19 protein-coding genes are annotated in these 21,813 nt (G+C 63.4%); 14 read left to right on the top strand and 5 right to left on the bottom strand.

Annotated elements, in window-relative coordinates; translation table 11 throughout:
• Positions 1-40 precede the first annotated feature (40 nt).
• Complete coding sequence (locus D7S86_RS20545; protein ID WP_121088757.1) at positions 41-1,870, top strand: putative bifunctional diguanylate cyclase/phosphodiesterase; 1,830 nt, start codon at positions 41-43, stop codon at positions 1,868-1,870.
• A 398-nt stretch (positions 1,871-2,268) separates the two neighbouring features.
• On the opposite strand, the gene D7S86_RS20540 is transcribed toward D7S86_RS20545, so the two are convergent.
• The 4 genes from D7S86_RS20540 to antA all read right to left on the bottom strand — a co-directional run bounded on the left by D7S86_RS20540 (position 2,269) and on the right by antA (position 6,348).
• On the bottom strand, positions 2,269-3,285 hold the full coding sequence (locus tag D7S86_RS20540) for an AraC family transcriptional regulator (RefSeq protein ID WP_205962863.1): 1,017 nt from the start codon (positions 3,283-3,285) through the stop codon (positions 2,269-2,271).
• Between the two features lie 117 nt (positions 3,286-3,402).
• Positions 3,403-4,443: an anthranilate 1,2-dioxygenase electron transfer component AntC gene (gene antC / locus D7S86_RS20535; protein WP_121088755.1), complete on the bottom strand. Its 1,041-nt coding sequence runs from the start codon at positions 4,441-4,443 to the stop codon at positions 3,403-3,405.
• Positions 4,444-4,458: 15 nt separating this feature from the next.
• Positions 4,459-4,947, bottom strand: coding sequence for an anthranilate 1,2-dioxygenase small subunit (gene antB / locus D7S86_RS20530; RefSeq protein WP_121088753.1), 489 nt, complete (start codon positions 4,945-4,947; stop codon positions 4,459-4,461).
• A gap of 3 nt (positions 4,948-4,950) precedes the next feature.
• Complete coding sequence (gene antA / locus D7S86_RS20525) at positions 4,951-6,348, bottom strand: anthranilate 1,2-dioxygenase large subunit (protein ID WP_121088751.1); 1,398 nt, start codon at positions 6,346-6,348, stop codon at positions 4,951-4,953.
• Positions 6,349-6,694: 346 nt separating this feature from the next.
• Between antA and D7S86_RS20515 the strand changes: the two genes are divergently transcribed.
• Positions 6,695-7,504, top strand: coding sequence for an ABC transporter ATP-binding protein (locus tag D7S86_RS20515; protein WP_121088749.1), 810 nt, complete (start codon positions 6,695-6,697; stop codon positions 7,502-7,504).
• A 54-nt stretch (positions 7,505-7,558) separates the two neighbouring features.
• Positions 7,559-8,452: an ABC transporter permease gene (locus D7S86_RS20510; protein ID WP_121088938.1), complete on the top strand. Its 894-nt coding sequence runs from the start codon at positions 7,559-7,561 to the stop codon at positions 8,450-8,452.
• Positions 8,453-8,590: 138 nt separating this feature from the next.
• Here the strand turns inward: D7S86_RS20510 and D7S86_RS20505 are convergent, their stop codons facing one another.
• On the bottom strand, positions 8,591-9,628 hold the full coding sequence (locus D7S86_RS20505; RefSeq protein WP_121088747.1) for an ABC transporter substrate-binding protein: 1,038 nt from the start codon (positions 9,626-9,628) through the stop codon (positions 8,591-8,593).
• 309 nt (positions 9,629-9,937) lie between these two features.
• Between D7S86_RS20505 and D7S86_RS20500 the strand changes: the two genes are divergently transcribed.
• The 11 genes from D7S86_RS20500 to D7S86_RS20450 all read left to right on the top strand — a co-directional run bounded on the left by D7S86_RS20500 (position 9,938) and on the right by D7S86_RS20450 (position 21,799).
• On the top strand, positions 9,938-10,756 hold the full coding sequence (locus tag D7S86_RS20500) for an ABC transporter substrate-binding protein (protein ID WP_121088745.1): 819 nt from the start codon (positions 9,938-9,940) through the stop codon (positions 10,754-10,756).
• Positions 10,757-10,841: 85 nt separating this feature from the next.
• The gene (locus D7S86_RS20495) at positions 10,842-11,573 is read left to right on the top strand and encodes an amino acid ABC transporter permease (RefSeq protein ID WP_121088744.1); all 732 of its coding nucleotides are present in this window, start codon (positions 10,842-10,844) and stop codon (positions 11,571-11,573) included.
• Positions 11,570-12,256 (top strand): amino acid ABC transporter permease, encoded by a 687-nt coding sequence (locus D7S86_RS20490; protein WP_121088742.1) that lies wholly within the window; start codon positions 11,570-11,572, stop codon positions 12,254-12,256. Before D7S86_RS20495 ends, D7S86_RS20490 begins: the two co-directional genes overlap by 4 nt.
• A gap of 216 nt (positions 12,257-12,472) precedes the next feature.
• On the top strand, positions 12,473-15,169 hold the full coding sequence (locus tag D7S86_RS20485; RefSeq protein ID WP_121088740.1) for a TonB-dependent receptor: 2,697 nt from the start codon (positions 12,473-12,475) through the stop codon (positions 15,167-15,169).
• Position 15,170: 1 nt separating this feature from the next.
• Entirely contained in the window at positions 15,171-16,745 is a 1,575-nt protein-coding gene (locus tag D7S86_RS20480; RefSeq protein ID WP_121088738.1) for an ABC transporter substrate-binding protein, read from the top strand.
• Positions 16,746-16,770: 25 nt separating this feature from the next.
• Positions 16,771-17,814, top strand: coding sequence for an ABC transporter permease (locus D7S86_RS20475; RefSeq protein ID WP_240648312.1), 1,044 nt, complete (start codon positions 16,771-16,773; stop codon positions 17,812-17,814).
• The gene (locus tag D7S86_RS20470) at positions 17,811-18,650 is read left to right on the top strand and encodes an ABC transporter permease (RefSeq protein WP_166444143.1); all 840 of its coding nucleotides are present in this window, start codon (positions 17,811-17,813) and stop codon (positions 18,648-18,650) included. The genes D7S86_RS20475 and D7S86_RS20470 overlap by 4 nt, the downstream gene beginning before the upstream one ends.
• Positions 18,640-19,506: an ABC transporter ATP-binding protein gene (locus tag D7S86_RS20465; RefSeq protein ID WP_121088733.1), complete on the top strand. Its 867-nt coding sequence runs from the start codon at positions 18,640-18,642 to the stop codon at positions 19,504-19,506. Before D7S86_RS20470 ends, D7S86_RS20465 begins: the two co-directional genes overlap by 11 nt.
• Positions 19,503-20,291 (top strand): ABC transporter ATP-binding protein, encoded by a 789-nt coding sequence (locus D7S86_RS20460; RefSeq protein ID WP_121088731.1) that lies wholly within the window; start codon positions 19,503-19,505, stop codon positions 20,289-20,291. The genes D7S86_RS20465 and D7S86_RS20460 overlap by 4 nt, the downstream gene beginning before the upstream one ends.
• Before the next feature lie 66 nt (positions 20,292-20,357).
• The gene (locus D7S86_RS20455; RefSeq protein WP_121088729.1) at positions 20,358-21,008 is read left to right on the top strand and encodes an HD domain-containing protein; all 651 of its coding nucleotides are present in this window, start codon (positions 20,358-20,360) and stop codon (positions 21,006-21,008) included.
• A gap of 203 nt (positions 21,009-21,211) precedes the next feature.
• Positions 21,212-21,799: a TetR/AcrR family transcriptional regulator gene (locus tag D7S86_RS20450; RefSeq protein WP_121088727.1), complete on the top strand. Its 588-nt coding sequence runs from the start codon at positions 21,212-21,214 to the stop codon at positions 21,797-21,799.
• The last annotated feature ends 14 nt before the right edge of the window (positions 21,800-21,813 follow it).

The raw sequence follows: 21,813 nt of genomic DNA, 5'->3' as shown, positions 1-21,813 counted from the left end.
AGATCGTGCATCCCCTCTCAGACGCAAACGCGAAGCAGCCATGAAACGAACCAAGACGCGACCTTCGAGCGTCGCGCGCCGGGCGTCGTCGATGCCGACGCGTTCCGGTCCGCGCCAAGCGCGAGCCTCGTTTTCGCACGCCGCGCCGCATCTCGAGTATTACCAGCTCATCGTCGATCACTTGCACGAAGGCGTGGTCGTGCAGACGCGCGAAGGTCTCGTGATTGCATGCAATCCGAGCGCGCAGCGCATTCTCCGGCAGGCGAAGTCGTTGATCGGGCGGAATATCTATAGCGTCATGACGCCGTTCTATCGTGAAGACGGTTCGACCATGGCGGAGCCTGAACGACCGATCAATCGCGTGCTCGAGACGGGCATCGCGATTCTGAACGAACGCGTGGGTCTCAAGCTCATGAACGGCGAGGTCGTCTGGATCAACGAAAGCATCGTGCCCGTCGTGCGCGAGGGCCGCAAGACGCCCGATACGATCGTCGTGTCGTTCACCGATATCGGTCCCGTGCGCGAAGCCCAACGGCGGCTCCAGCATCTCGCGACGCGCGACTCGCTGACAGGACTCTATAACCGCGCCTATCTCGTCGATCAGATGCGCGAGCTGTTCCCGCCGAGCGTCCCCGCGCCGACCGGCGAGACGCCGTCCGACGATTCGACGACCGCGTTGCTTTTCATCGATCTCGACGGCTTCAAGAAGGTCAACGATTCGGCCGGTCACGAGACCGGTGACGCGTTGCTGCGCGAGGTCGCGCTGCGTCTGACGCGCAGCGCGCGCGAACACGATGTGATCGCGCGCGTCGGCGGCGACGAGTTCGTGATCGTGCTGCGCGGCTTTTCGAATGCGCATCAGGTCGCCGCGTTCTGCCGGCGCATCATCCGCGTGATCTCCGAGCCGTTCAACGTCGACGACGGCCAGTTTTTTCTCGGCGCATCGATCGGTATCTGTCTATATCCGCGCGACGGCAACGACGGCGTGACGTTGATGCGCAACGCGGACTCGGCGATGTTCCAGGCGAAGATCGAAGGACGCAACACGTATCGCTTCTTCACGTCGGAATTGACGACGCGCCTCGAACGCCGGATTTGCCTCGAACAGGGCCTGCGCAACGCAATCAAGAACGCATCGCTGCGGCTCGTTTATCAGCCGATCGTGAGCAGCGCCGATGGCCGTATCGTCGCGGTCGAAGCGTTGTTGCGCTGGACCGATCGCGAGCTGGGCGATATCTCGCCGGTCGAATTCGTGCCGATCGCGGAAGAAGCGTCGCTGATCGGCGCGATCGGGCAATGGGTGCTGCTCAAGGCCTGCGAGAGCGTCGCGCAATGGCGGCAGACGCTGTCGCCGAATCTTGCCGTATCGGTCAACTTGTCGCCGCGGCAGGTCAACGATGCGCTGGTCACCTACGTTCAGCAATGCCTCGACGTCACGGGGCTTGACGGCAGTGCGCTCGAACTCGAAATCACCGAGGGCGCGTTGCTCGCGGGCAGCAAGGATGTGCTGACGACGCTCACGCGGCTGACCGAGATGGGCGTCTCGATCGCGATCGACGACTTCGGCACGGGCTATTCGTCGCTGTCGTATCTGAAGCGCTTTCCCGTGAAGAGCCTCAAGGTGGACCGCTCGTTCGTCTTCGAGTTGCCCGACGATCGCGATTCGGCCGAACTCACGCGCGCGATCATCGTGATGGCGCGCTCGCTCGGACTTGGTGTGACGGCCGAAGGCGTCGAGACCGTGGCACAGGCCGATTTCCTGCGGTCTCTGCAATGTGCGCGTCTACAGGGGTATTTGTTCGGCAAGCCGCTCTCGGAAGACGATATGACGCGCGCGCTGATCGAAGCCGAGGGCACGCCGGTGGACTGAGCCGCCGTGCATGGATGTACGCATATCGAACCGCTCGGCGATACGCGTCGTGCACGGTGCGATCGGTATGCGGCGCTTGCATGTCGCCGGCGCGCGCCGCGCACGACGCCGTGTTTCGGTGCGCAAACGATGTCGTCGCAAGAAGGATCGATATCCTGAAGAAATCCGCGCCGCGATAAGTACTTGTGCTCTTTTCAAGCGAAATGGGGTACCTACAATGCGCGTGTAGCCCGTGCTACGTAAGCGAACACTCTTGTGGTCTGTTTCGAGGTTTCCCCCAAGTGGCTTCGGAACATTTGGCCGGTTGCGAACTCAGGACGCAACCGGCCTTTTCTTTTAGCGCGCGCTTGAGTGCGAAGCGTGCGATTTTCGAGGCTTTTTCAGCGCGTTTCCGGCATTCAGACGCGCGGCACAGCGGACGCGCGCGCGGCGCGTTTGAGCGTCTCGGACGGCGTTTCGCCGAACAGCTTCTTGTACTCGCTCGAAAAGCGGCCCAGATGCGTGAGTCCCCAGCCCATCGCAATCGCGGAGATATTGCGTTCGGAGCGATCGGCCAGCATTTCGCGGCGCACGGCTTCAAGCCGGAATTTCTTTAGATAGGCCATCGGCGACTGGCCGAACTGCTCGCGAAACCCGTCGAACAACTTGAAACGCGAGACGCCCGCGGCGCGTTCGATATCGTCGAGCGTAAGGTTCTCGCGCGCGTTGTCCTGGATGAACTGGCGCGCGCGCAACAGATAGTGCGAGCACGCGGGACGCAGCGCGTCGGCGAGCGCATCGGAGTAATTGTGGGGCTGAGAGAGCAACAGGCCCTTGAGCAGCGCCTGTTCGAGATCGGCCGCGACATGAAGATGACTCGATAACGGTGCGCCGCGCTCCGTTTCCGTCAGCATGTACTTGACCATGCGCCACCATGCGGCCTGCTCGCCGTTTGCCGCGTCCATGCCGGGCTCGAACGTCAGCGGCGCGTTCAGCGGCCGTTTGAGCAGGTCTTCGAGGACCTGGCGCAGCGCGGGGCGCGGAATGGCAACGATGATCTTGCGGCAGTTGCCCATGATCGCGAGTTCCTGCGCATCGTGCGGCGTCAGGATGAGTCCGTTGTCGCGATCCGATTGCCAGAGGCGGCCGCGCGCCGCGAGTTCCTGCTCGCCCGTCAGCGGCAGGCTCACGCTATAGCAGTTCAACGGTGCGTCGGTATCGACGGAGACGGTGACATCGGTGCCGTATTCGACATAGCCGAGCGTCGTCGACATCGCGCGCAGCACCGTGCCCGAATGATGAAATTGCAGATGTCCGGGCCGGCTCACGCGCAGCCAGTGCGGTCCGCAGATCGCGGCCATCCATTCGCGCGCGCCGTCGAGGTCGCGACGCGTCGCTTCGACGCCGCTTGGCGTGAGATCGGCTTGCGTAGGCATCGTGTTCCCCATCGATTGTCGGCGTCGACAACGCGGCAATAGTAAATGAGGAAAAACCCGGCGCATATGGGTGTGCACCCGGACGCGCGCCGACGCGCCGGGTCGAATCGAGCCGGCCTACGCGATCGCTTGCTGCGTGTTGCTGTCGGCGAATTTCTCGTAGAACAGGCGGCACGAGCTGAGATGCGCGTCGGCGAGCCACTGTTTGATCGCCTCGACCATCGGCGGCGGTCCGCAGAGATACATGTCGAACGGATTCGCCTCGAGGAAACGGCGGTCGAAGTGCTCGGGAATCAGTCCGGTCTTGCCCTGCCACTCGGGCGACGGTTTCATCACGACGATCTCGTACGAGAAGTCGTCGATCCGCGCGGCGTAGGCGCCCAGACGTTCGAGCTCGCAGAGATCGCGCGCATGCGTGACGCCGTAATAGAGCCGCACGGGATGACCGCAGCCGCCGCGCTGCGCGATTTCGTCGAGCATGCCGAGAAACGCCGACAAACCCGTGCCGCCCGCGACCATCACGATCGGACGTTCGATCTCGCGCAGATAGAACGCGCCGAGCGGTGCCTCGAACGACACGGTTTGCCCCGGCGCGCAGCGCTCGCGCAGATAGTCGCTCATGACGCCTTCGGGCAGCAGGCGGATCAGGAACTGAAGCTGGTTCGCGTCGTTGGGCCGGTTCGCGAACGAGTACGAGCGCGAGACGCCCGTGTCGGGCACCTCGATACGCGCATATTGGCCCGGCAGGAAGTCGATGCGACGCGCGTGCGTGCTCGCATCGAGATGCAGGATCGCCGTCGTCTCGGACACGTGCGTGACCTCGGTGACGCGCGCCGACACGCGCTGCGTGCCGCCCGCCGCGCAAAGCGTCGAGTCGAAATCGAAGTAGAACGACGCATCGGACTGCACGCGCGTTTGGCACGACAGCATCTTGCGCTGCGCGAGGTCGTCGGCCGACAGCGTCTCGTCGTCGACGTATTCCTGCGTATAGGCGCCCGATTCGCAGCGTCCCTGACACGTGCCGCAGACGCCTTCACGGCAGTCGAGCGGAAGGTTCACGCCGTTGCGCAGCGCCGCGTCGAGCAGCAGTTCGTTGGGCTTGATCTCGAAGAAGACCGTCTTGCCGTCGGCAAAGCTGAAGGCGACCTTGTGATTCATCGCGGTACCTCCCGCCTAGAGATGATAGAAATCGAGCACCGCATTGATGCGGTCGTTGAGCAACAGCACGTGCTTGCGCGCGATCTTCCAGCCGTCGCCCGCCGCGTGCAGACGATAGGTCGCGCGGCCGAAGAAATGCTCGGCCACGCCGTGCCGCGAATAGAACGTCGCCCAGTTGGCCTTGACTTCGTATGCACCGTCGTCGAGCGGCGCGATGCGCACGTTGCTGACCTGGTGCATCGTGCGGGGCAACGGCGTCGAAGCGGCCGATTTGCCCGTGCGCAGCCGATAGACGCGATCTTCGAGACCCGAGCGGTTCGCGTAGTAGATCAACGACATGCCGCGTTTCGGGTCGGTCGTGTACACATGCTCGGAGTCCCACTGGGGCACGTGAAATTCGCTGTCTTCTTCGAACAGATCGAGGTAGGCGTCCCAGTCCTGCGTGTCGCAGAGTTCGGCCTTGCGATAGAGAAACTGCTCGATCGAATGCTGGAGCGGTTGCATGATTCAGGCCTCGTTCTTGGAGTGGGTCGGGCGGGCGAGACCTTCGAGTCCCTTGAGCAGAAAATCGCGCCAGGCGCCGTGTTGATTTACGTAAAGGCCTTCGTGCGTGAGCTCGGTGCCCGTCAGGACGGGCGCGATGCCGAGCAGCTTCGAATTGGCCGTCTCGCCGCGGACCCATTTGTGATTGCCGCGCGAGATGTCGCTCCAGCGTTCGAGACGCGCCTCGAAGCCGCGCTGTTGCTCGCGGAATTCGACGAGATCGTCGGGCGTGCCCATGCCCGATACGTTGAAGAAATCCTCGAACTGCCGGATGCGGCTTTCACGATCGAGATCGGATTCGCCCTTGACGCCGATGCACTGGCTGATGACCTCGGTCTTGTTCCAGGCGACGGGCCGCACGATGCGCAATTGCGAGCTGATCTGGTCCATGAAGAACAGGCTCGGATAGATGTTGAGATTGCGCAGCCGATGCATCATCCACTCGGCTTTGGGCTGGCCGTGCGACTCGACGAGGCGCGGCATGACGCTCGCATAGCCGGGACGTACGGCGGGGTTCGGCATATCGCTGAACAGCACGCTATGGCCGTTGGCGAACGAGAACCAGCCGTCGTCGGTTTCCGCGTCGCCCGCGCCGAGCTTGCTGTAGTCGAGCGTGCCGCTCGGCGTCTCGCCTTTTTGCGCGTTCGTTTCCTGGCGATGCTGGACTGTCGCGACGTAGTTGTAGTGCACGGTGCTCACGTGATACCCGTCGAGGCCGTTTTCATTCTGGAGCTTCCAGTTTCCGTCGAACGTATAGGCCGACTTGCCCGGCAGCACTTCGAGTTCGCCCGTCGGCGATTGCGCGACCATCATGTCGAAGAAGATCCGCGCATCGCCGAGATAGTCTTCGAGCGTATCGGTCGCGTCGGCATCGAGGCTCACGAAGACGAAGCCCTTGTAGCTCGCGATGCGGGCCTTCTTGAGGCCGCGCGCGGATTTGTCGAAATCCTCGCAATACTCGCCGGGCGCCTTGACCTTGACGAGCCGGCCGTCGCTTTTGTAGCACCAGGCGTGAAACGGGCACGTGAACGTCGACTGATTGCCCTTGCTTATGCGCGTCAGCGTCGCGCCGCGATGCTGGCAGGCGTTGATCATCGCGTGCAATTGGCCGTTGCCGTCGCGCGAGACGATCAGCGGCTGACGGCCCGCGCGCATCGTCATGTAGTCGTGCGGTTTCGCGATTTCGCTTTCATGGCACGCATAGATCCAGTTCTTCTCGAAGATCATTTCCATTTCGAGTTCGAACAGTTCCGGTTCGGTAAACATCTCGCGTGCGATCCGGTACACGCCTTCGGCCGGGCGAAAGTCGATGCAGCCGCCGACGAAATCCTGCCATGCTGAAAGGTCTTTGACAGTGTTCACGATATGTCTCCTCCTGCCGTATCCGGCCTCGAATCGATTGCTGACGGGGCCCATTGAAGCGGGGTTCGGCGCGGCGGGCTATCCGCCTATTCGACGTTCGTTATCCGTTTTTTTTGGTGCACGTGCGCGCGCACTTTCGAATCGCGGATATCGATAGCTGGATTTGTTCGTTGGCGCGCGCGGGCGCCGCGGCTAAAGTCGACGGTCCACCTGAATGTTGATCGAAGCGCGCATATGGCCGTCACGACACGTATCGAGCTTCGTGCGTTCGACGCCGCCCTGGGCGCCGGAGTCATTGGGTTTGACCTCAGCGCACCGCTCGACGATGCGCCGTTCTGATCCGGCAATGCCGCCGACTTCCTCGATCGCTCCGATCCCCGCGCAAGACAGCGGCGTGCTGCTGCGCGTCGAGGACGTCTCGCTCGAATACCGGAGCGCGCGCGAAGTCGTGCAGGCGACGCATCGCGTGAGTTTCGACGTGCATCACGCGGACCGCTTCGTGATCCTCGGTCCGTCGGGATGCGGTAAATCGACGCTGCTCAAGGCCGTCGCGGGATTCGTCGAGCCCGTGTCGGGCCATATCCTGCTCGATGGCGCGCGCGTGACCGAGCCCGGTCCCGATCGCATGGTCGTGTTTCAGGAGTTCGACCAATTGCCGCCATGGAAGACGGTGCGCCAGAACGTCATGTTTCCGCTGCTCGCCTCGCGTGCCGTGAGCCGCGCGCAAGCCGACGAGATCGCGCGCGATGCGTTGGCCACGGTCGGGCTCGAACGATTCGCCGATGCGTATCCGCACACGCTGTCGGGCGGCATGAAGCAACGCGTCGCGATTGCGCGCGCGCTCGCGACGAAGCCCAAGATCTTGCTGATGGACGAACCGTTCGCGGCGCTCGATGCGCAGACGCGTCAGCGCATGCAGGAAGAACTGCTCGCGCTTTGGGAACAGGTGCGGTTCACGCTGCTGTTCGTCACGCATTCGATCGACGAGGCGCTCGTCGTCGGCAATCGGATCCTGTTGTTGTCGCCGCATCCGGGCCGCGTGCGCGCCGAACTCGACAGCGAGGCATTCGGCTTTGAAAACACGGGCGACCCGCTGTTTCAAGCGGCGTCGCAGCGCATTCATCGTTTGCTGTTCGACGCGGCCGACGCCCGATAACGGATGCGCCGCGCGATCGCGCGCGGCGATGCCCTTTCCTTCGATGGATTCGATATGAGCACGCCCCAGCCGGCCCGTCCTTACACACACATCGCAGGCGCGCGTCCCGAGTATGAACGCGCGCTGGAACCGATGACCGCCGCAACGGCCGCGCGGACCGTGTCGTGGCAGCGGCGCCTCTGGCAATACGGATGGCTGCGCAAGGCGGCAATCCTCGCGATCATGGCGGTGATCTGGCAGATCGCTGCGGTCTACGAGGCGAACGATCTGTTGTTGCCGACGTTCACGGCGACGGCGAGCGCGTTCGTCGACGGGTTCGCCGACGGCAGTCTGCCGAGCCGCGCGGCGGTCTCGCTTTATCTGCTGATTCGCGGCTATGCGTGCGGCATCGCGTTCGCGTTCGTGCTGACGACGCTCGCGGTCTCGACGCGCATCGGACGCGATCTGCTCGATACGCTGAGCGCGATGTTCAATCCTTTACCCGCGATCGCGCTGCTGCCGCTGGCCTTGCTTTGGTTCGGGCTCGGCAACGGCAGCCTGATCTTCGTGCTCACGCACTCGGTGCTCTGGCCGCTCGCGCTCAATACGTATGCGGGCTTTCGATCGGTGCCTGCGACGCTGCGCATGGCGGGCCGCAACTACGGATTGCGCGGCATCGGCTACGTGACGGGCATTCTCGTGCCCGCCGCGTTGCCGTCGATCCTCACGGGGCTGCGCGTCGGCTGGGCCTCGGCATGGCGCACGCTGATCGCGGCCGAACTCGTGTTCGGCGCGTCGTCGGGACGCGGCGGCCTTGGCTGGTACATCTTCCAGAATCGCAATGAGCTGCTGACCGATCGCGTGTTCGCGGGGCTCACGCTCGTGATCCTGATCGGCCTGCTTGTCGAGAATCTTGCGTTCGGCCTGCTCGAACGCGTGACCGTGCGTCGCTGGGGCATGGTGCACTGAGGGTCCGTCGGCGACGGGCTCCGGCGCACAATCAAGTACGCGTTTCGACGCATGCGTCGATGCCCATCGTTTTGTACGTCACATCACTTCACATCACATCACTTCACGATGCGATGAGCGCTTCGTGACGCGCGCCGATCAACTGCCGGGCGACGACCACGCCTCGGGGAAGAAATAGTCTTTCCATGAGGTCGCGCCGTTCTTGAGCACGCCGAGACGGTGCAGTTCGCTCGCGTAGACGAAGCTGCGTTCGGGCGAGATCGTGAACGAGATCTCGGGATCGTTGACGATCTTCTGCACGAGCGGCAACGGCAGGCTCGAATGCTCGACACGCAGATACGTCGCGGCCGCCGCATTCTTGTCGGCGTTGATGATGCGCGCGGCCTCGCGCAAGGCTTCATAGAACGCGCGATAGGTCTTCGGGTTCTCGTCGTGGAATTTCTCGGTCGTATAGAGCGCGTTGAATGTGCCGCTGCCGCCGAGCACGTCGTACGAGCTCAGGATCTTGTGGATGTTCGCATGTTCGAGTTCCTGGTACTGAAACGGCGGACTCGAGAAATGCGCGTCGATTTCCGAATGTCCCGCGATGAGGGCGGTCGTCGCGTCCGGGTGCGCGAGGCTGATCGAGATCGTATCGAGTTGCTTGTATGCGCCGTCGCCGAGGGCGCGCGCGGTCGCGATCTGGAGCGTCCGCGACTGAAAGCCGACGCCTGCCGCGGGCACCGCGATGCGGTCGTGCTCGGTGAAGTCCTTGAGCGTCTTGATGTTCGGATTGTTCGTGAGCAGATAGTTCGGCATCGAACCGAGCGATGCGACAGCCTTGACGTTCTGATGACCGCGCGTGCGGTCCCACATCGTGAGCATCGGCGGCACGCCGGCCGAGACGACATCGATCGCGCCCGCAAGCAGCGCTTCGTTCATCGACGTCGCGCCCGAGACCGTCTTCCATTCGACCTCGATATCGAGGCCTTCCTGCTTGCCGTACTTCTCGATCAGATGCTGGTCCTGGACGACGTCGAGAATCAGATACCCGATGCCGAACTGTTGCGCGATGCTGATCTTGCCTTCGGCATGCGCGGGCTCGCAATACGATAGTGTGGCCGATGCAAGCACGAGCACGCCCGCGAACGCGCGGCGAAGCCGTTTCAGGAGAGGCGATGCGTGGATCGGATTCATGGCAGGTCTTCGATGATGAGGTCGCACGGAAATCATGCGCAACGACCGCATGCGAATGGTGTTCGACACGCGCGTGCATGGGACCGGCCACCGTACGCGCGCGGTGCGCAAAGCGCAAAGAAGCAAAGCTGCGATGCTTATTCCCGGGGCTTGCAAAGACGCAGTCATATAACCGCGCGCGCTTAACAACTAACGATTAAATCGTTCGGTTCATTCGCGCGCATTGCTACAGTCGCCGCTCGTCAAAACACGCGTACGCGTGAACCGCGCCTTCGATGCCGGTCCGCGTTCGTCTACCGGGTGCCTGTCATGAGATTTAAACAATTGGGGCTGATCGTCGCGGGGCTGCTGCTTGCCGTATCGAACCTGGCGCATGCCGACCGGCTCGACGACATCAAGAAGGCCGGCGTGCTGCGCGTCGCGACGTTCGACAGCAATCCGCCGTTCGGTTTCGTCGATCCGAAAACGAACGACATCGTCGGTCTCGACGTCGATTACGCGCGCGCCGTCGCGGCGAAGCTCGGCGTCAAGCTCGAGATCCAGCCGACTAATCCCGCGAATCGCATCGCGTTCCTGAAATCGGGCAAGGTCGATCTCGTGTTCGCGAACTTCACGATCACCGACGAACGCAAGAAGGAAGTCGACTTCAGCACGCCGTATTTCGCATCGGGCACGCAGTTCATCGCGAAGAAGGGCGTGCTCAAGACGCGCGATCAGCTCAATGGCCTTCGTATCGGCGCCGACAAGGGCACGACGAATGAGCAACAGGTTCGCGCACAGTTCCCGAACGCGACGATCGTCGCCTACGACGATACGCCGTTCGCGTTTGCGGCATTGCGCGCGGGCAATGTCCAGGCGATCACGCAGGACGGCCCGAAGCTCGTCGGACTGCTCGCGAACGTGCCGGACAAGGCGAACTATGAAATCTCGCCGTTCACGATTTCGAACGACTACGAAGGCGTGGGCGTGCCGAAGGGTGAGACGCGCCTGCTCGACGTCGTGAACGAAACGCTCGTGGGCCTCGAAGCGAACGGTTCGGCCGCGAAGATCTACGATCAGTGGTTCGGCCCGAACAGCCGCGCGCCGTTGCCGCGTCTGTTCAAGATCGGCGATCCGCAGAAGAGCTGATGGCGAAGCGATTCGATCCGAGCTTGCCGCTTGAAGACGGCAGGCTCATCGACAGGATGCCGCGCGACGCCTGGCGGTCCGACGTATGAGCGGCTGGCTCGAGCCGAAATACATCGGCTGGATTCTGCACGGCTTCGCCATGACGCTGATGCTGTCGATCGGTGCATCGATCGCCGCCACGGCGTTGGGGTTCGGCCTCGCGCTCGCGCGCAATGCGCGTGCGCGGCTGCCGTCGCGTGCCGCGGCGCTTTACGTGCTGATCTTCCGCAACTCGCCCTTGCTCGTGCAATTGCTGTTCTGGTATTTCGGCGTCGCGGCGCTGCTGCCGCAAGACGTGATGGCATGGCTCAACGCGCCGCATGCCGTTGCGCTCGACGGGCTTCGGCTCGCATGGCCGTCGTTCGAATGCGTGGCGGGATGGGTCGGCTTGACCTGTTATACGACGGCATTCGTCGGCGAGGAGTTTCGCGCGGGCATCCGCGGCGTCGCGGCCGGGCAATACGATGCGGCGGCGGCGCTCGGACTCACGCCGTGGGCGACGTTCCGTCATGTCATCGTGCCGCAGGCGATCCGCATCGCGATGCCGCCGCTTGCCGGCCAATATATGAACGTCGTCAAGAATTCGTCGCTGACGATGGCGCTGGGTTTCGCCGAGCTTTCGTATATGTCCCGCCAGGTCGATACCGAGACGTTCAAGACGTTCGAGGCGTTCGGCGCGGCGACGGTGCTCTATATCGTGACGATCGCCGCGATCGAAGTCGCGTTGCTGCTCTGGCAACGCTTCGGCGCAACGGCGCGTCAGCGGGGGCACGCATGAACGGCATCGACTGGCTGCCGACGCTGCGCTACCTGTTTCTCGGCACGTTTCCGCACGGCCCGCTCGGCGGCGTCGCGTTGACGCTCGTGATGTCGGTGCTCTCCGCGGGCGCGTCCGCGTTGCTCGGACTCGCGGGCGGGATCGCGCTGTCCGTGACGCGCGGCATCGTCTACGGCGCGCTCGTGACGGTCATCGGTTTCTTTCGCGCGATACCAGTCCTGATGCTGATTTTCTGGACCTTCTTTCTGATGCCGATCCTGTTGCATATCGATGTGCCCGGCCTCGCGACGGTCATCTGCGCGCTGTCGCTGATCGGCGGCGCGTATCTCTCGCATGCCGTGCACGCCGGCATCGTCGGCGTCGGGCAAGGACAGCGCACGGCCGCGCTGTCGCTCGGCATGACGCAGGCGCAGGCCTTGCGCTACGTGCTGCTGCCTCAGGCGATCCGGATCATGGCGCCGTCGTTCATCAATCAATGGGTGTCGCTGATCAAGGACACGTCGCTGGCGTATATCGTCGGCGTGCCCGAGTTCACGTTTCTCGCGAACCAGATCAACAACCGTCTGATGATCTATCCCGCGCAGATCTTCCTGTTCGTCGGCGCGGTGTATCTCGTCGTGTGCTCGGCGTTTCAGGCGCTCGCGAATCGCCTGATCGGCGCGATGCGGCGCGAGCCGTCGTGAAGCACGCGCTGAGAACGGGAATATCGAAAGCTGATTTGATTGGTTGGTAATACCCGGTAGCAACTTGAGAATAGATCCATCCCGACTGACGAGTCAGTCGGGGCGACAGTCGGCCTCCCGCGCGATGCGCGGAGGTCTGCGGGGCGACCGCGCACGGTACCAGCACACAACCCTAAGCCGGGCGGCGCCGATCAACGATTGACTACGGGGATTCCAGTGAAGAAGAGAGCGATTGCGCGCGCGATCGGCACCTACGCGGGCGCAGAAATCATCCTGTCGGCGGCCTTGCTGTCGGCGGCTCATGCGCAAAGCGCGCCGCAACCCGCCGATACCGCCGCAAATGCGACTCAGGCGGATACACAAACGGCGCCCGTCGCGCTCGACAAGGTCCAGGTCACGGGTTCGCTGATCCGGACCGCCGACAAGACCGGCTATAACCAGGTCCAGACGATCACATCGAAGGACATCGAGCAGAGCGGCGCGACCACGCTGTCCGAGTTCCTGCGCGATTCGACCGTCAATTCGGCGAGCAGTTGGGGCGACAACTTCGCGTATGGCGCAACGGGCGGCGCGGGCATTGCGATGCGCGGCCTCAGCGAGAAATACACGCTCGTGCTCGTCGACGGTCAGCGTGTCGCACCGTATGCGTTCCCGTCGAACGGCACGGATTCGTTCTTCGACCTCAATACGATTCCGCTCAACGCGATCGAGCGCATCGAGATCGTCAAGACCGGCGCGGTCTCGCAGTACGGCTCCGATGCGATCGCGGGCGTCGTCAACATCATCACGAAGAAGAACTTCCAGGGCCTCGAAATCGGCGGCGGACTCGGCAATGCGACGAGCGGCGGCGAGTTCACGAAGAAGTTCAATATCAACGGCGGCTTCGGCGATATCGATGCCGACCGTTTCAACGTCACGGCTAGCGCAAGCGTGTTCCAGCAGAACGGCTATACGCTGGCCGATCGCTCGAACACGCAGGGGCAGGATTACACGAGCAACCCGTACGGGCTCATCACGAAAGGCGCCGACTATTGGGAACCGAACGGCGTCGGCGGGGGCGGCGCGGCATTGACGACGTGCCCCTCGGGCGGCTCGGTCGTCAGCGGCGCATCGATCCTCAATGGGCCGGCGAGCGGGACCGCATGCGGTGTCGATACGGCCGACGGCATGTCGCTGCATCCGTACGAAGAGCGCCTGAGCGCGAAGATTCACGCCGCGTTCAAGATCGACGACACGACGCAGGCCTTCGTCGATCTCTGGGGCAGCCGCAATACGACCGTGACGGACGAGGGCTATGCGAGCATCGGCGACGGCACGGAGGCGTTCAATCCGGCGACCGGCGGCCTGACGCAGATCTCGAACATCGTCCCCGGAACGAACCTCTACAACCCGTACCACACGGCGACGCCGCTGACGTACGTGTTCACGGGCGAGCCCGAGCAGTTGCGCACGACCTCGACGTTCTATCGTGCATCGACGGGCGTGCAGGGCTCGTTCTCGACCCCGAAGTTCGGCGACTGGGACTGGACCGCGAGCCTCAGTCATTCGCAGAGCACGGTCGACAACTACGAGACTGGCTTGCTCAGCGTCGCGGGCCTGACCAACATCATCAACAACAGCGTGTTCGATTTCGCGAATCCGTCGGCGACGCCGAACGGACTCGCGGGTCTCTACACATCCGACGAAAACGAAGCGATCTCGAAGCTTGAAACCCTCGACGTCTCGGCATCGACGTCGAATTTGTTCCATCTGCCGGCCGGCGACGTCGGTTTCGGCATCGGCGCGCAGTTCCTTCACGAGAGCGACTACGTCGGCGAATACGGCAATCAGGTCGCGGGTCTCGCGATCCCGTACAGTCTTCAATCGATCAGCGGCGAGCGCAATGTCGCGGCGGCCTACTATCAGCTCGACGTGCCGATCATTTCGGGCCTGTCGTTCAGTCAGTCGGGCCGTTACGATCATTACAGCGATTTCGGCGGTGCGTTCTCGCCGCGCTTCGCGCTGCGTTTCCAGCCGGTCCGGCAATTCACGGCCTATGCATCGTATAGCCGCGGCTTCCGCGCACCGACGCTCGCCGAGAATTCGCAATCGACATCGTCGGGCATTCAGACGGCCATCGATCCGTATTCACCGACTTACAACCCGAGCAACCCGCAAGGCCAGACCTATTCGGTGCTCGTGCGCGGTAATCCGAATCTGCAACCCGAACGGACACAGAACTACAATCTCGGCTTCGAACTGTCGCCCGATTCGAAGACCGATATTGGCTTCGACTGGTACAAGATCGTCGTCAAGAACGTGATCGGCACGGCGAATATGCAGGAGCTCGTCGACGAGAACAATCCGAACGTCGTCGTGCGCAATGCGAATGGCACGATCGCGTACGTGAATATCGGTTACGAGAACCTCAACACGCTGACGACCGACGGCTTCGAGTTCAATTTCCGTCGTGCGCTGCCGACGACGCTCGGCACGTTCACGCTGAGCGGCGATTGGGCCTGGGTCTGGCACTTCAAGCAGGATGCGGGCGGAGAATCGTCCGACTTCGCGGGCAACGACGGCGCGATCGACACACCGTTCGGTGCGAGCTTTCCGCGCTGGAAGGGCAATACGAACCTGAACTGGAAGTTCGACAAGATCAGCGCGACGCTCACGTATCAGTTCACGGGACCCTACACGCTCACGCAGGAAAGCGGGCCGGGCCGCGTCGGATCGTATAGCCAGTTCAATCTGAACATCGCGTACACGGGCTTCAAGCACTGGACGATCTACGCCTCGGCGTACAACCTGTTCAATCGCCAGCCGCCGTACGATCCGCTCTGGCAGGAGTTCCCGACCGCGACGCCGTACGATCCGTCGATCTACACGGATGAAGGCCGGTACCTTGAAGTCGGCGCGACCTACCGTTTCTAGCATGCGGCTTTTGCATCGAGTCGCGCTCTTTGCGGTCGGGATGTCGGCGGCCGTCGCCCATGCGGCGACGCCGCCCGATATCCTCGTCGTCGCGCAATCGCTCGACGACATCGTGAGTCTCGATCCGGCCGAAGGGTTCGAACTATCGAGCGTGCAGGCGTTTACGAGCGTCTACGAACGGCTTGCGGAACCCGACCGCGACGATCCGCGTCAACTCGACCCCGTGCTCGCGCAAAGCTGGAACACCGGGGCCGACGGACACAGTCTCACGTTCACGCTGCGCTCGGGCGCGACGTTCGCGAGCGGGCGCGCAGTCGATGCCGACGACGTCGTCTGGTCGCTGCGCCGCGCCGTGACGTTGAATCGCGCGCCCGCCTTTATTCTCAACGAACTCGGCTGGACCGCCGCGAACGTCGCCGAGCACGTGATCGCGCTCGATGCCGCGCATGTGCGGATCACGTGGCCGAAAGCGGTCGGTCCCTCGTTCGCGCTCAATGTGCTGACCGCACCCGTCGCGTCGATACTGGACGCGCGCGAGGTCCGCGCGCATGACGTCGCGAACGATGCGGGCAATGCGTGGCTGCATCTGCATTCGGCGGGCAGCGGCCCGTTCTCGATTCGCCGTTATATCCCGCACGAGGCGCTCGTGCTCGCGGCGAATCCGTCGTCGCCCGGCGGCGCGCCGCACGTGCGGACCATCGTGATCAAGAACGTCGCCGATGCCGCGACGCGACGCCTGCTCGTCGAGGTCGGCGATGCCGATATCGCGCGCGATCTCGGTCCCGATCAGGTCGCCGCATTGCAGGGCGAAGCCGGACTCGCGACGTTGCGACTGCCTTCGGCGGCCGTCCACTATCTGCTGCTCAATGCGGGCAATACCGAGAACCCCGTGCTCGCGAATCCGGCGTTCTGGGAGGCCGCGCGTTGGCTCGTCGACTACGACGGCATCGCGAATACGCTGCTTAAAGGCACGTTCGAAGTGCATCAGGCGTTCCTCGCGAACGGCGTGCCGGGCGCGCTCAATACGACGCCCTATCACCTCGACATCGCGCGTGCGAAGGCGATCCTCGCGCGCGCGGGCATTCATGACGCGACGCTCACGCTTGATGTGTTCAATCAGCCGCCGTTTCCCGATATCGCGCAATCGCTGCAGGCGACGTTCGGCGCGGCGGGCATCACGGTGCGGATCCTGCCGGGCACCGCGAGCGAGGTCTATGCGCGCACGCGCACGCGGACCGAGCAGGCGGCGTGGTTGTATTGGATCCCCGACTATTTCGATCCGAATTCGACCGCGAGCGCGTTTGCATCGAACCCCGAAGACGGCACCGCGACGATCGCCGCGCGCGCGGCATGGCACATTCCCGCGTTGACCGATCTCACGCGGCAGGCCGTCGCCGAGCGCGATCCCGCGCGTCGCATCGCGCTGTATACGCAGATTCAGACGCACGTTCAGGCGAACTCGCCCTTCGTGATCGCGCTGCAGGCGCACGAGCAGATCGTGTTGCGCTCGAATGTTCACGGATACCAGCAAGGACTCGATGCCGACATGGTCTATTACGACAGGGTCAGCAAGTAATACGATGCCGCTACCGTTTTCTTCCTTGAATAGCGCCCACGCGCGCACGGCACGGGCCTCGTCGATCGCACGCGCGCTGGGCCGGCTCGGCGCATCCGCGTTAACGATCGCGGGCCTGCTGGCCGTGACGTTCGCGTTGTCGTCGCTGTCGCCGATCGATCCTGTCCGCCAGCTTGTCGGCGATCACGCGAGCGAGAGCGCGTATCGCGCAGCGCGGCACGCGCTCGGACTCGATGTGTCGCGTCCGCTGCAATTCGCGCACTACGTCGCACGGCTCGCGCACGGCGACCTCGGTCTGTCGCGATCCACGGGTCAGCCTGTTTCGCAAGACCTCGCGCGCGTGTTCCCCGCGACGATCGAACTTGCGACGATTGCGATGGCGGTCTGCGCCGTCGTGGGCATCGCGGCGGGCATGCTCGGCGCGGCGCGTCCGGGCCGCATCGTCGATCAGTGCGTGCGCGCGCTGGCCGTGCTCGGCGCGTCGGTGCCCATCTTCTGGCTCGGGCTCGTCGCGCTCTATGTGTTCTACGCTCGGCTCCATTGGACCGGCGGGCCCGGGCGTCTCGACGACGCGTATGAGTACACGATCGACATGCATACGGGTTTCGTGCTTGTCGATGCGTGGCGCAGCAGCGAGACGGGCGCGTTCGCGAGTGCGATCGCGCATCTCGTGTTGCCGGTGCTCGTGCTTGCGTTCAGCGCGGTCGGCAACGTCGCGCGTCTGACGCGGACTGCGATGCTCGGCGAGCTCGGCCACGAATATGTGACGCTCGCGCGCGCGAAGGGCGCGAGCGAGCGTCGGATTCTGCTCTCGCACGTGTTGCCGAATATCGCGGGCACGCTGCTGACCGTGCTCGCGTTGGGCTATGCGAGTTTGCTTGAAGGCGCCGTGCTGACCGAGACGATCTTCGCGTGGCCGGGGATCGGCCGGTACCTGAGCACGGCGCTGTTCGCGTCGGATACGCCCGCGATCCTCGGCGCGACGCTCGTGATCGGGATCGCGTTCGTGTTGATCAACGGCGTCACGGATTGGCTCGTCCATGTTTTCGATCCGAGGCTCGCACGATGAAGGCGATCGAGATGATGCGTCGGATCTGGCGCACCTCGTATGGCGGACGGTTTGCGCTCGTCGTGATCGTAGGCGTGACGCTCGTCGCATGCCTCGCGCCCCGGCTTGCGCCCTATGATCCGTACGCGCAGCAGTTCGCGGTCCGGCTCATGCCGCCGTCGTCGACGCATTGGCTCGGCACGGACGGTCTGGGCCGCGACGTGCTGTCGCGTCTGATGTACGGCGCGCGCCCGACGCTGGGGCTCGCGGTGCTCGTCATCGCGTTGACGGTGCCGATCGGACTCGCGATCGGCATCGTGGCCGGGTATGCGGGCGGATGGATCGAGCGCGTGCTGATGCGCGTGACCGATATCTTCATGGCGTTTCCGCGCCTCGTGCTCGCGCTGGCGTTCGTGGGGCTGCTCGGACCGGGTTTGCTGAACGGCGCGCTCGCGCTCGTGCTCACGGGGTGGCCCGCGTATGCGCGCGTGTCGCGCGCGGAGATCGCGGCGTTGCGTCGAAGCGATTACCTCGCGGCCGCGGAAATGCAGGGCATCACAGGCTTTCGCTTGTTCTGGGGCCATCTATTGCCGATCTGCGTGCCGTCGGCGCGCGTGCGGCTCGCGCTCGATCTTGCGTCGATCATTCTGGCCGCGGCCGGTCTCGGCTTTCTCGGGCTCGGCGTGCGGCCGCCCGCCGCCGAGTGGGGCACGATGGTCGCCGACGGCAGCAAGGTCATCTTCGATCAATGGTGGCTTGCGGCGATACCCGGTCTATCGATCGTCGTGCTGAGCCTTGCATTCAACCTGCTCGCGGATGCCTTGCGCGATTCGACGGACCCGCATCATGAGCGATAACCCTTTGTTGAGCGTCGAGCGCCTCACGATTCGCGCATCGGATGCGTCGCGTCCGTCGGATACGTCACCGGCGCGGCCGATCGTCGACGGCATCTCGTTCGAGATGCGGGTCAGGCGTCTGGGCCTCGTCGGCGAGTCGGGCTCGGGCAAGTCGCTGACGGCGCGTGCGTTGCTCGGCTTGCTGCGTCCGGGCCTTGCGGCGAGCGCGGATCGGATCGCGTTGGCGGGGCGCGACCTGCGAGATCTGAACGCGCGCGAATGGGCCGCGATTCGCGGCGCCGAGATCGCACTCGTCCTGCAGGATCCGCGTCATGCATTAAATCCCGTTCAGCCGGTCGGCAAGCAGATCGAGGAATCGCTTGTGCTGCATCGGCGTTTGTCGCGCGCCGAGCGTCGCGAACGCACGCTCGACATCATGAAGGCGGTGGGGCTGCCGGACCCTGTGCGCTTGCTCGGCGCCTATCCGCGCGAGTTGTCGGGCGGCATGGGCCAGCGCGTGATGCTGGCGATCGCGCTTGTCAACGGACCGAAGCTGCTGATCGCCGACGAACCGACATCGGCGCTCGATGCGCGTTTGCGTGATCACGTACTCGAATTGATGTCGACGCTCGCGGAGGAGCGGCGCATGGGGCTGTTGTTGATCAGCCATGATCTGCAACAGGTGTCGCGGTATTGCGAACATGTGCTCGTCATGTACCGCGGCGCGATCGTCGACGCGTGCGACGCATCGGCGCTCGCGACGTCGACGCATCCCTATACGCGCACGCTTTGGGCCTGTCGGCCCGGCGCGCGAACGCACGGATCGATGCTGCCCGTGCTCGATCGTTCCGATCGATCGTGGAGTGTGCGGTCATGAGCGATGTGAACGACGACATCGCGATTCGAATCGAGGCATTGCGCGTCGGATTCGGACATCGCGCGCAGCCGGCGATCGTCCTCGACGGGATGGATTTGAGCGTCAAACGAGGCGAAGTGTTCGGCTTGATCGGACCGTCGGGGTCCGGGAAATCGACGCTCTTGCGCGTGCTGGCGGGGATCGAGCGCAATTGGTCGGGCGCGATCGACGTATTCGAACATCGGCTCGCGCCGCGCATGCGATTCAAGGGTGCGTTACGGCGCGACGTTCAGATGGTGTTTCAGGATCCGTACGCGTCGTTGCATCCCTTGCATACGATCGGCCGCGCGTTGACCGAAGCACTCGAAGTCAACCGGATCGATTCGCCCAAACGCCGGATCGACGCGATGCTCGACGAAGTGGGCTTGCCCGGCGATGTGCTCGAACGATATCCGCATCAGCTCTCGGGCGGACAGCGACAGCGCGTCGGGATTGCGCGGGCCTTGTTGTTGAGTCCGCGCGTGGTGCTGCTCGATGAGCCGACGTCGGCGCTCGATGTATCGGTGCAGGCCGAGATTTTGAATTTGCTCGTGCGCGTGAAAGCGCGTCACGAGATGACGTTCGTGCTCGTGAGTCATGACCGTGGCGTGCTCGCGCATCTGTGCGATCGCGCGGCGGTTATCGAGCGCGGGCGCATCGTCGAGACGTGGGATCGACAGGCGTTGTCCGGATGGGAAACCGAAACGGATGCGGATGCGCGCGTGGAATCGTGGGTGCCGGGGGCTTCGTCGCCGGCCGCTTCCTGAGCATTGTGGCTTGGGTCCTATTTGTTTCGGGCTCTTTTTGCTTTAGACCTTTCTTGATCGAGTTTCATGAGTATTCAACTTGTTCCACCGCGCGTCGCGGGTATCGATTTGCCCGATAGCGCGCTTGCGGTCGATGCGACGACGCTGGCCTATGAGTCGTGCGATCGGTTTTTGTTTCATCACGTGGTGCGGACGTATGTGTTCGGCGCGCTGCTTGCGCAGCGTCGCGGACTGACGTTCGATGCGGAATTGGTCTATGTCAGCGCGGTCTTGCACGATCTCGGCCTCACGCAGCGATTCGAAACGCCGGACCGGCGATTCGAGGTCGACGGCGCGTTTGCCGCGCATGCGTTCATGCACGAGCACGGGCAGTGCGATTGCCGGGCGCGTAAAGTCTGGGATGCGGTGGCGTTGCACTCGTCGTTCGGGATTGCGTCGTATATGGAGCCGGATATCGCGATCGTGCATCTCGGTACGTCGGTCGATGGCGGAGGGTATATCGACGAGATCGGACGCGCGGTCGTCGACGAGGTGAATCTTGCATTGCCGCGCCTGGGTTACAAGAAGGCGATGCTCGATGCGCTCGTCGGTGTCGCGACACGCAAACCGCAGACGGCATTTGGTAATGTGTTGTCCGATATTGGACGACTGTGTGTGCACGGGTTCAAGACCGTCAACGTCGTCGAGCGTATCGCGGCTTCGCCGTTCGAGGATTAGGCGGCGAACGTCGGGACCTCGTGATGCCTGCCTGAGCATGTGCGCTTGCGCATCCGGGCCGATGCGTCGAGACGAGGCGATAGGGTGGCGATCGCCATCATCGTGCAGGATCGCGATGCGCGTGCTGCGTGTTCGAGGCCATTCGGCTGCTGTTGAGAAAAAACGGACGTGACGTGACCAAAGAATCGAAAGATACGAGAGACATGATTCTGGCTTGTGCGTTGAGGTTGTTCGCGACGCGCGGCTACCATCTGACCAAGGTGTCGGACATCGTGCGCGAAAGCGGGTGCGCGCAGGCGACGTTCTATTGGCATTTCAAGAGCAAGCTGGAAATGACGATGGAGTTGTTCGATACGGGGCGTCAGTCGATGCTTGCGACGGTCGAGCGCGGCTTCCGGCAGCATGCGGTGTCGACGGACGACATGATGAACAACACGCGCGGATGGCTGCTCGATTTGCTGAGTTTCGCGCGTGAGAACCGGTATTTCTTTGCGATCGTTTTGGCCAAGGGCTATGGCGCGGATCCGGAAATCGACGCGGCGATTTCCGGCATTCGCACGGCATTGTTCGATGCCTTGCGGCGCAATATCGGCCAGGCCGTTTCGCTCGGCATGCTGCCGGCCGACGGCGATATCGAGGCGCGCGCGGCGTTTGTCTATCACACGATCGAAGGCACGATCGGATGGTGGCTGTTCGGCCTTGGACACGATCTCGACCATGAGTCCGGCATCGATGCTCAGACGCTTGCGGCTTCGATGGCGAAGTATGAGTTTTTCGGTTTGCGTGGGTAGCGCCGCGCGTTGAC

The sequence above is a fragment of the Pararobbsia silviterrae genome, from assembly GCF_003628125.1.
GTDB classification, from domain to species: domain Bacteria; phylum Pseudomonadota; class Gammaproteobacteria; order Burkholderiales; family Burkholderiaceae; genus Pararobbsia; species Pararobbsia silviterrae.
This window is presented reverse-complemented; position numbering and strand designations above follow the sequence as displayed.

Coding starts and splice junctions, on each gene's coding strand:
- D7S86_RS20545 (WP_121088757.1), top strand. CDS start 41: ATGAAACGAACCAAGACGCGACCTTCGAGCGTCGCGCGCCGGGCGTCG.
- D7S86_RS20540 (WP_205962863.1), bottom strand. CDS start 3,285: ATGCCTACGCAAGCCGATCTCACGCCAAGCGGCGTCGAAGCGACGCGT.
- antC (WP_121088755.1), bottom strand. CDS start 4,443: ATGAATCACAAGGTCGCCTTCAGCTTTGCCGACGGCAAGACGGTCTTC.
- antB (WP_121088753.1), bottom strand. CDS start 4,947: ATGCAACCGCTCCAGCATTCGATCGAGCAGTTTCTCTATCGCAAGGCC.
- D7S86_RS20515 (WP_121088749.1), top strand. CDS start 6,695: ATGCCGCCGACTTCCTCGATCGCTCCGATCCCCGCGCAAGACAGCGGC.
- D7S86_RS20510 (WP_121088938.1), top strand. CDS start 7,559: ATGAGCACGCCCCAGCCGGCCCGTCCTTACACACACATCGCAGGCGCG.
- D7S86_RS20505 (WP_121088747.1), bottom strand. CDS start 9,628: ATGAATCCGATCCACGCATCGCCTCTCCTGAAACGGCTTCGCCGCGCG.
- D7S86_RS20500 (WP_121088745.1), top strand. CDS start 9,938: ATGAGATTTAAACAATTGGGGCTGATCGTCGCGGGGCTGCTGCTTGCC.
- D7S86_RS20495 (WP_121088744.1), top strand. CDS start 10,842: ATGAGCGGCTGGCTCGAGCCGAAATACATCGGCTGGATTCTGCACGGC.
- D7S86_RS20490 (WP_121088742.1), top strand. CDS start 11,570: ATGAACGGCATCGACTGGCTGCCGACGCTGCGCTACCTGTTTCTCGGC.
- D7S86_RS20480 (WP_121088738.1), top strand. CDS start 15,171: ATGCGGCTTTTGCATCGAGTCGCGCTCTTTGCGGTCGGGATGTCGGCG.
- D7S86_RS20470 (WP_166444143.1), top strand. CDS start 17,811: ATGAAGGCGATCGAGATGATGCGTCGGATCTGGCGCACCTCGTATGGC.
- D7S86_RS20465 (WP_121088733.1), top strand. CDS start 18,640: ATGAGCGATAACCCTTTGTTGAGCGTCGAGCGCCTCACGATTCGCGCA.
- D7S86_RS20460 (WP_121088731.1), top strand. CDS start 19,503: ATGAGCGATGTGAACGACGACATCGCGATTCGAATCGAGGCATTGCGC.
- D7S86_RS20455 (WP_121088729.1), top strand. CDS start 20,358: ATGAGTATTCAACTTGTTCCACCGCGCGTCGCGGGTATCGATTTGCCC.
- D7S86_RS20450 (WP_121088727.1), top strand. CDS start 21,212: ATGATTCTGGCTTGTGCGTTGAGGTTGTTCGCGACGCGCGGCTACCAT.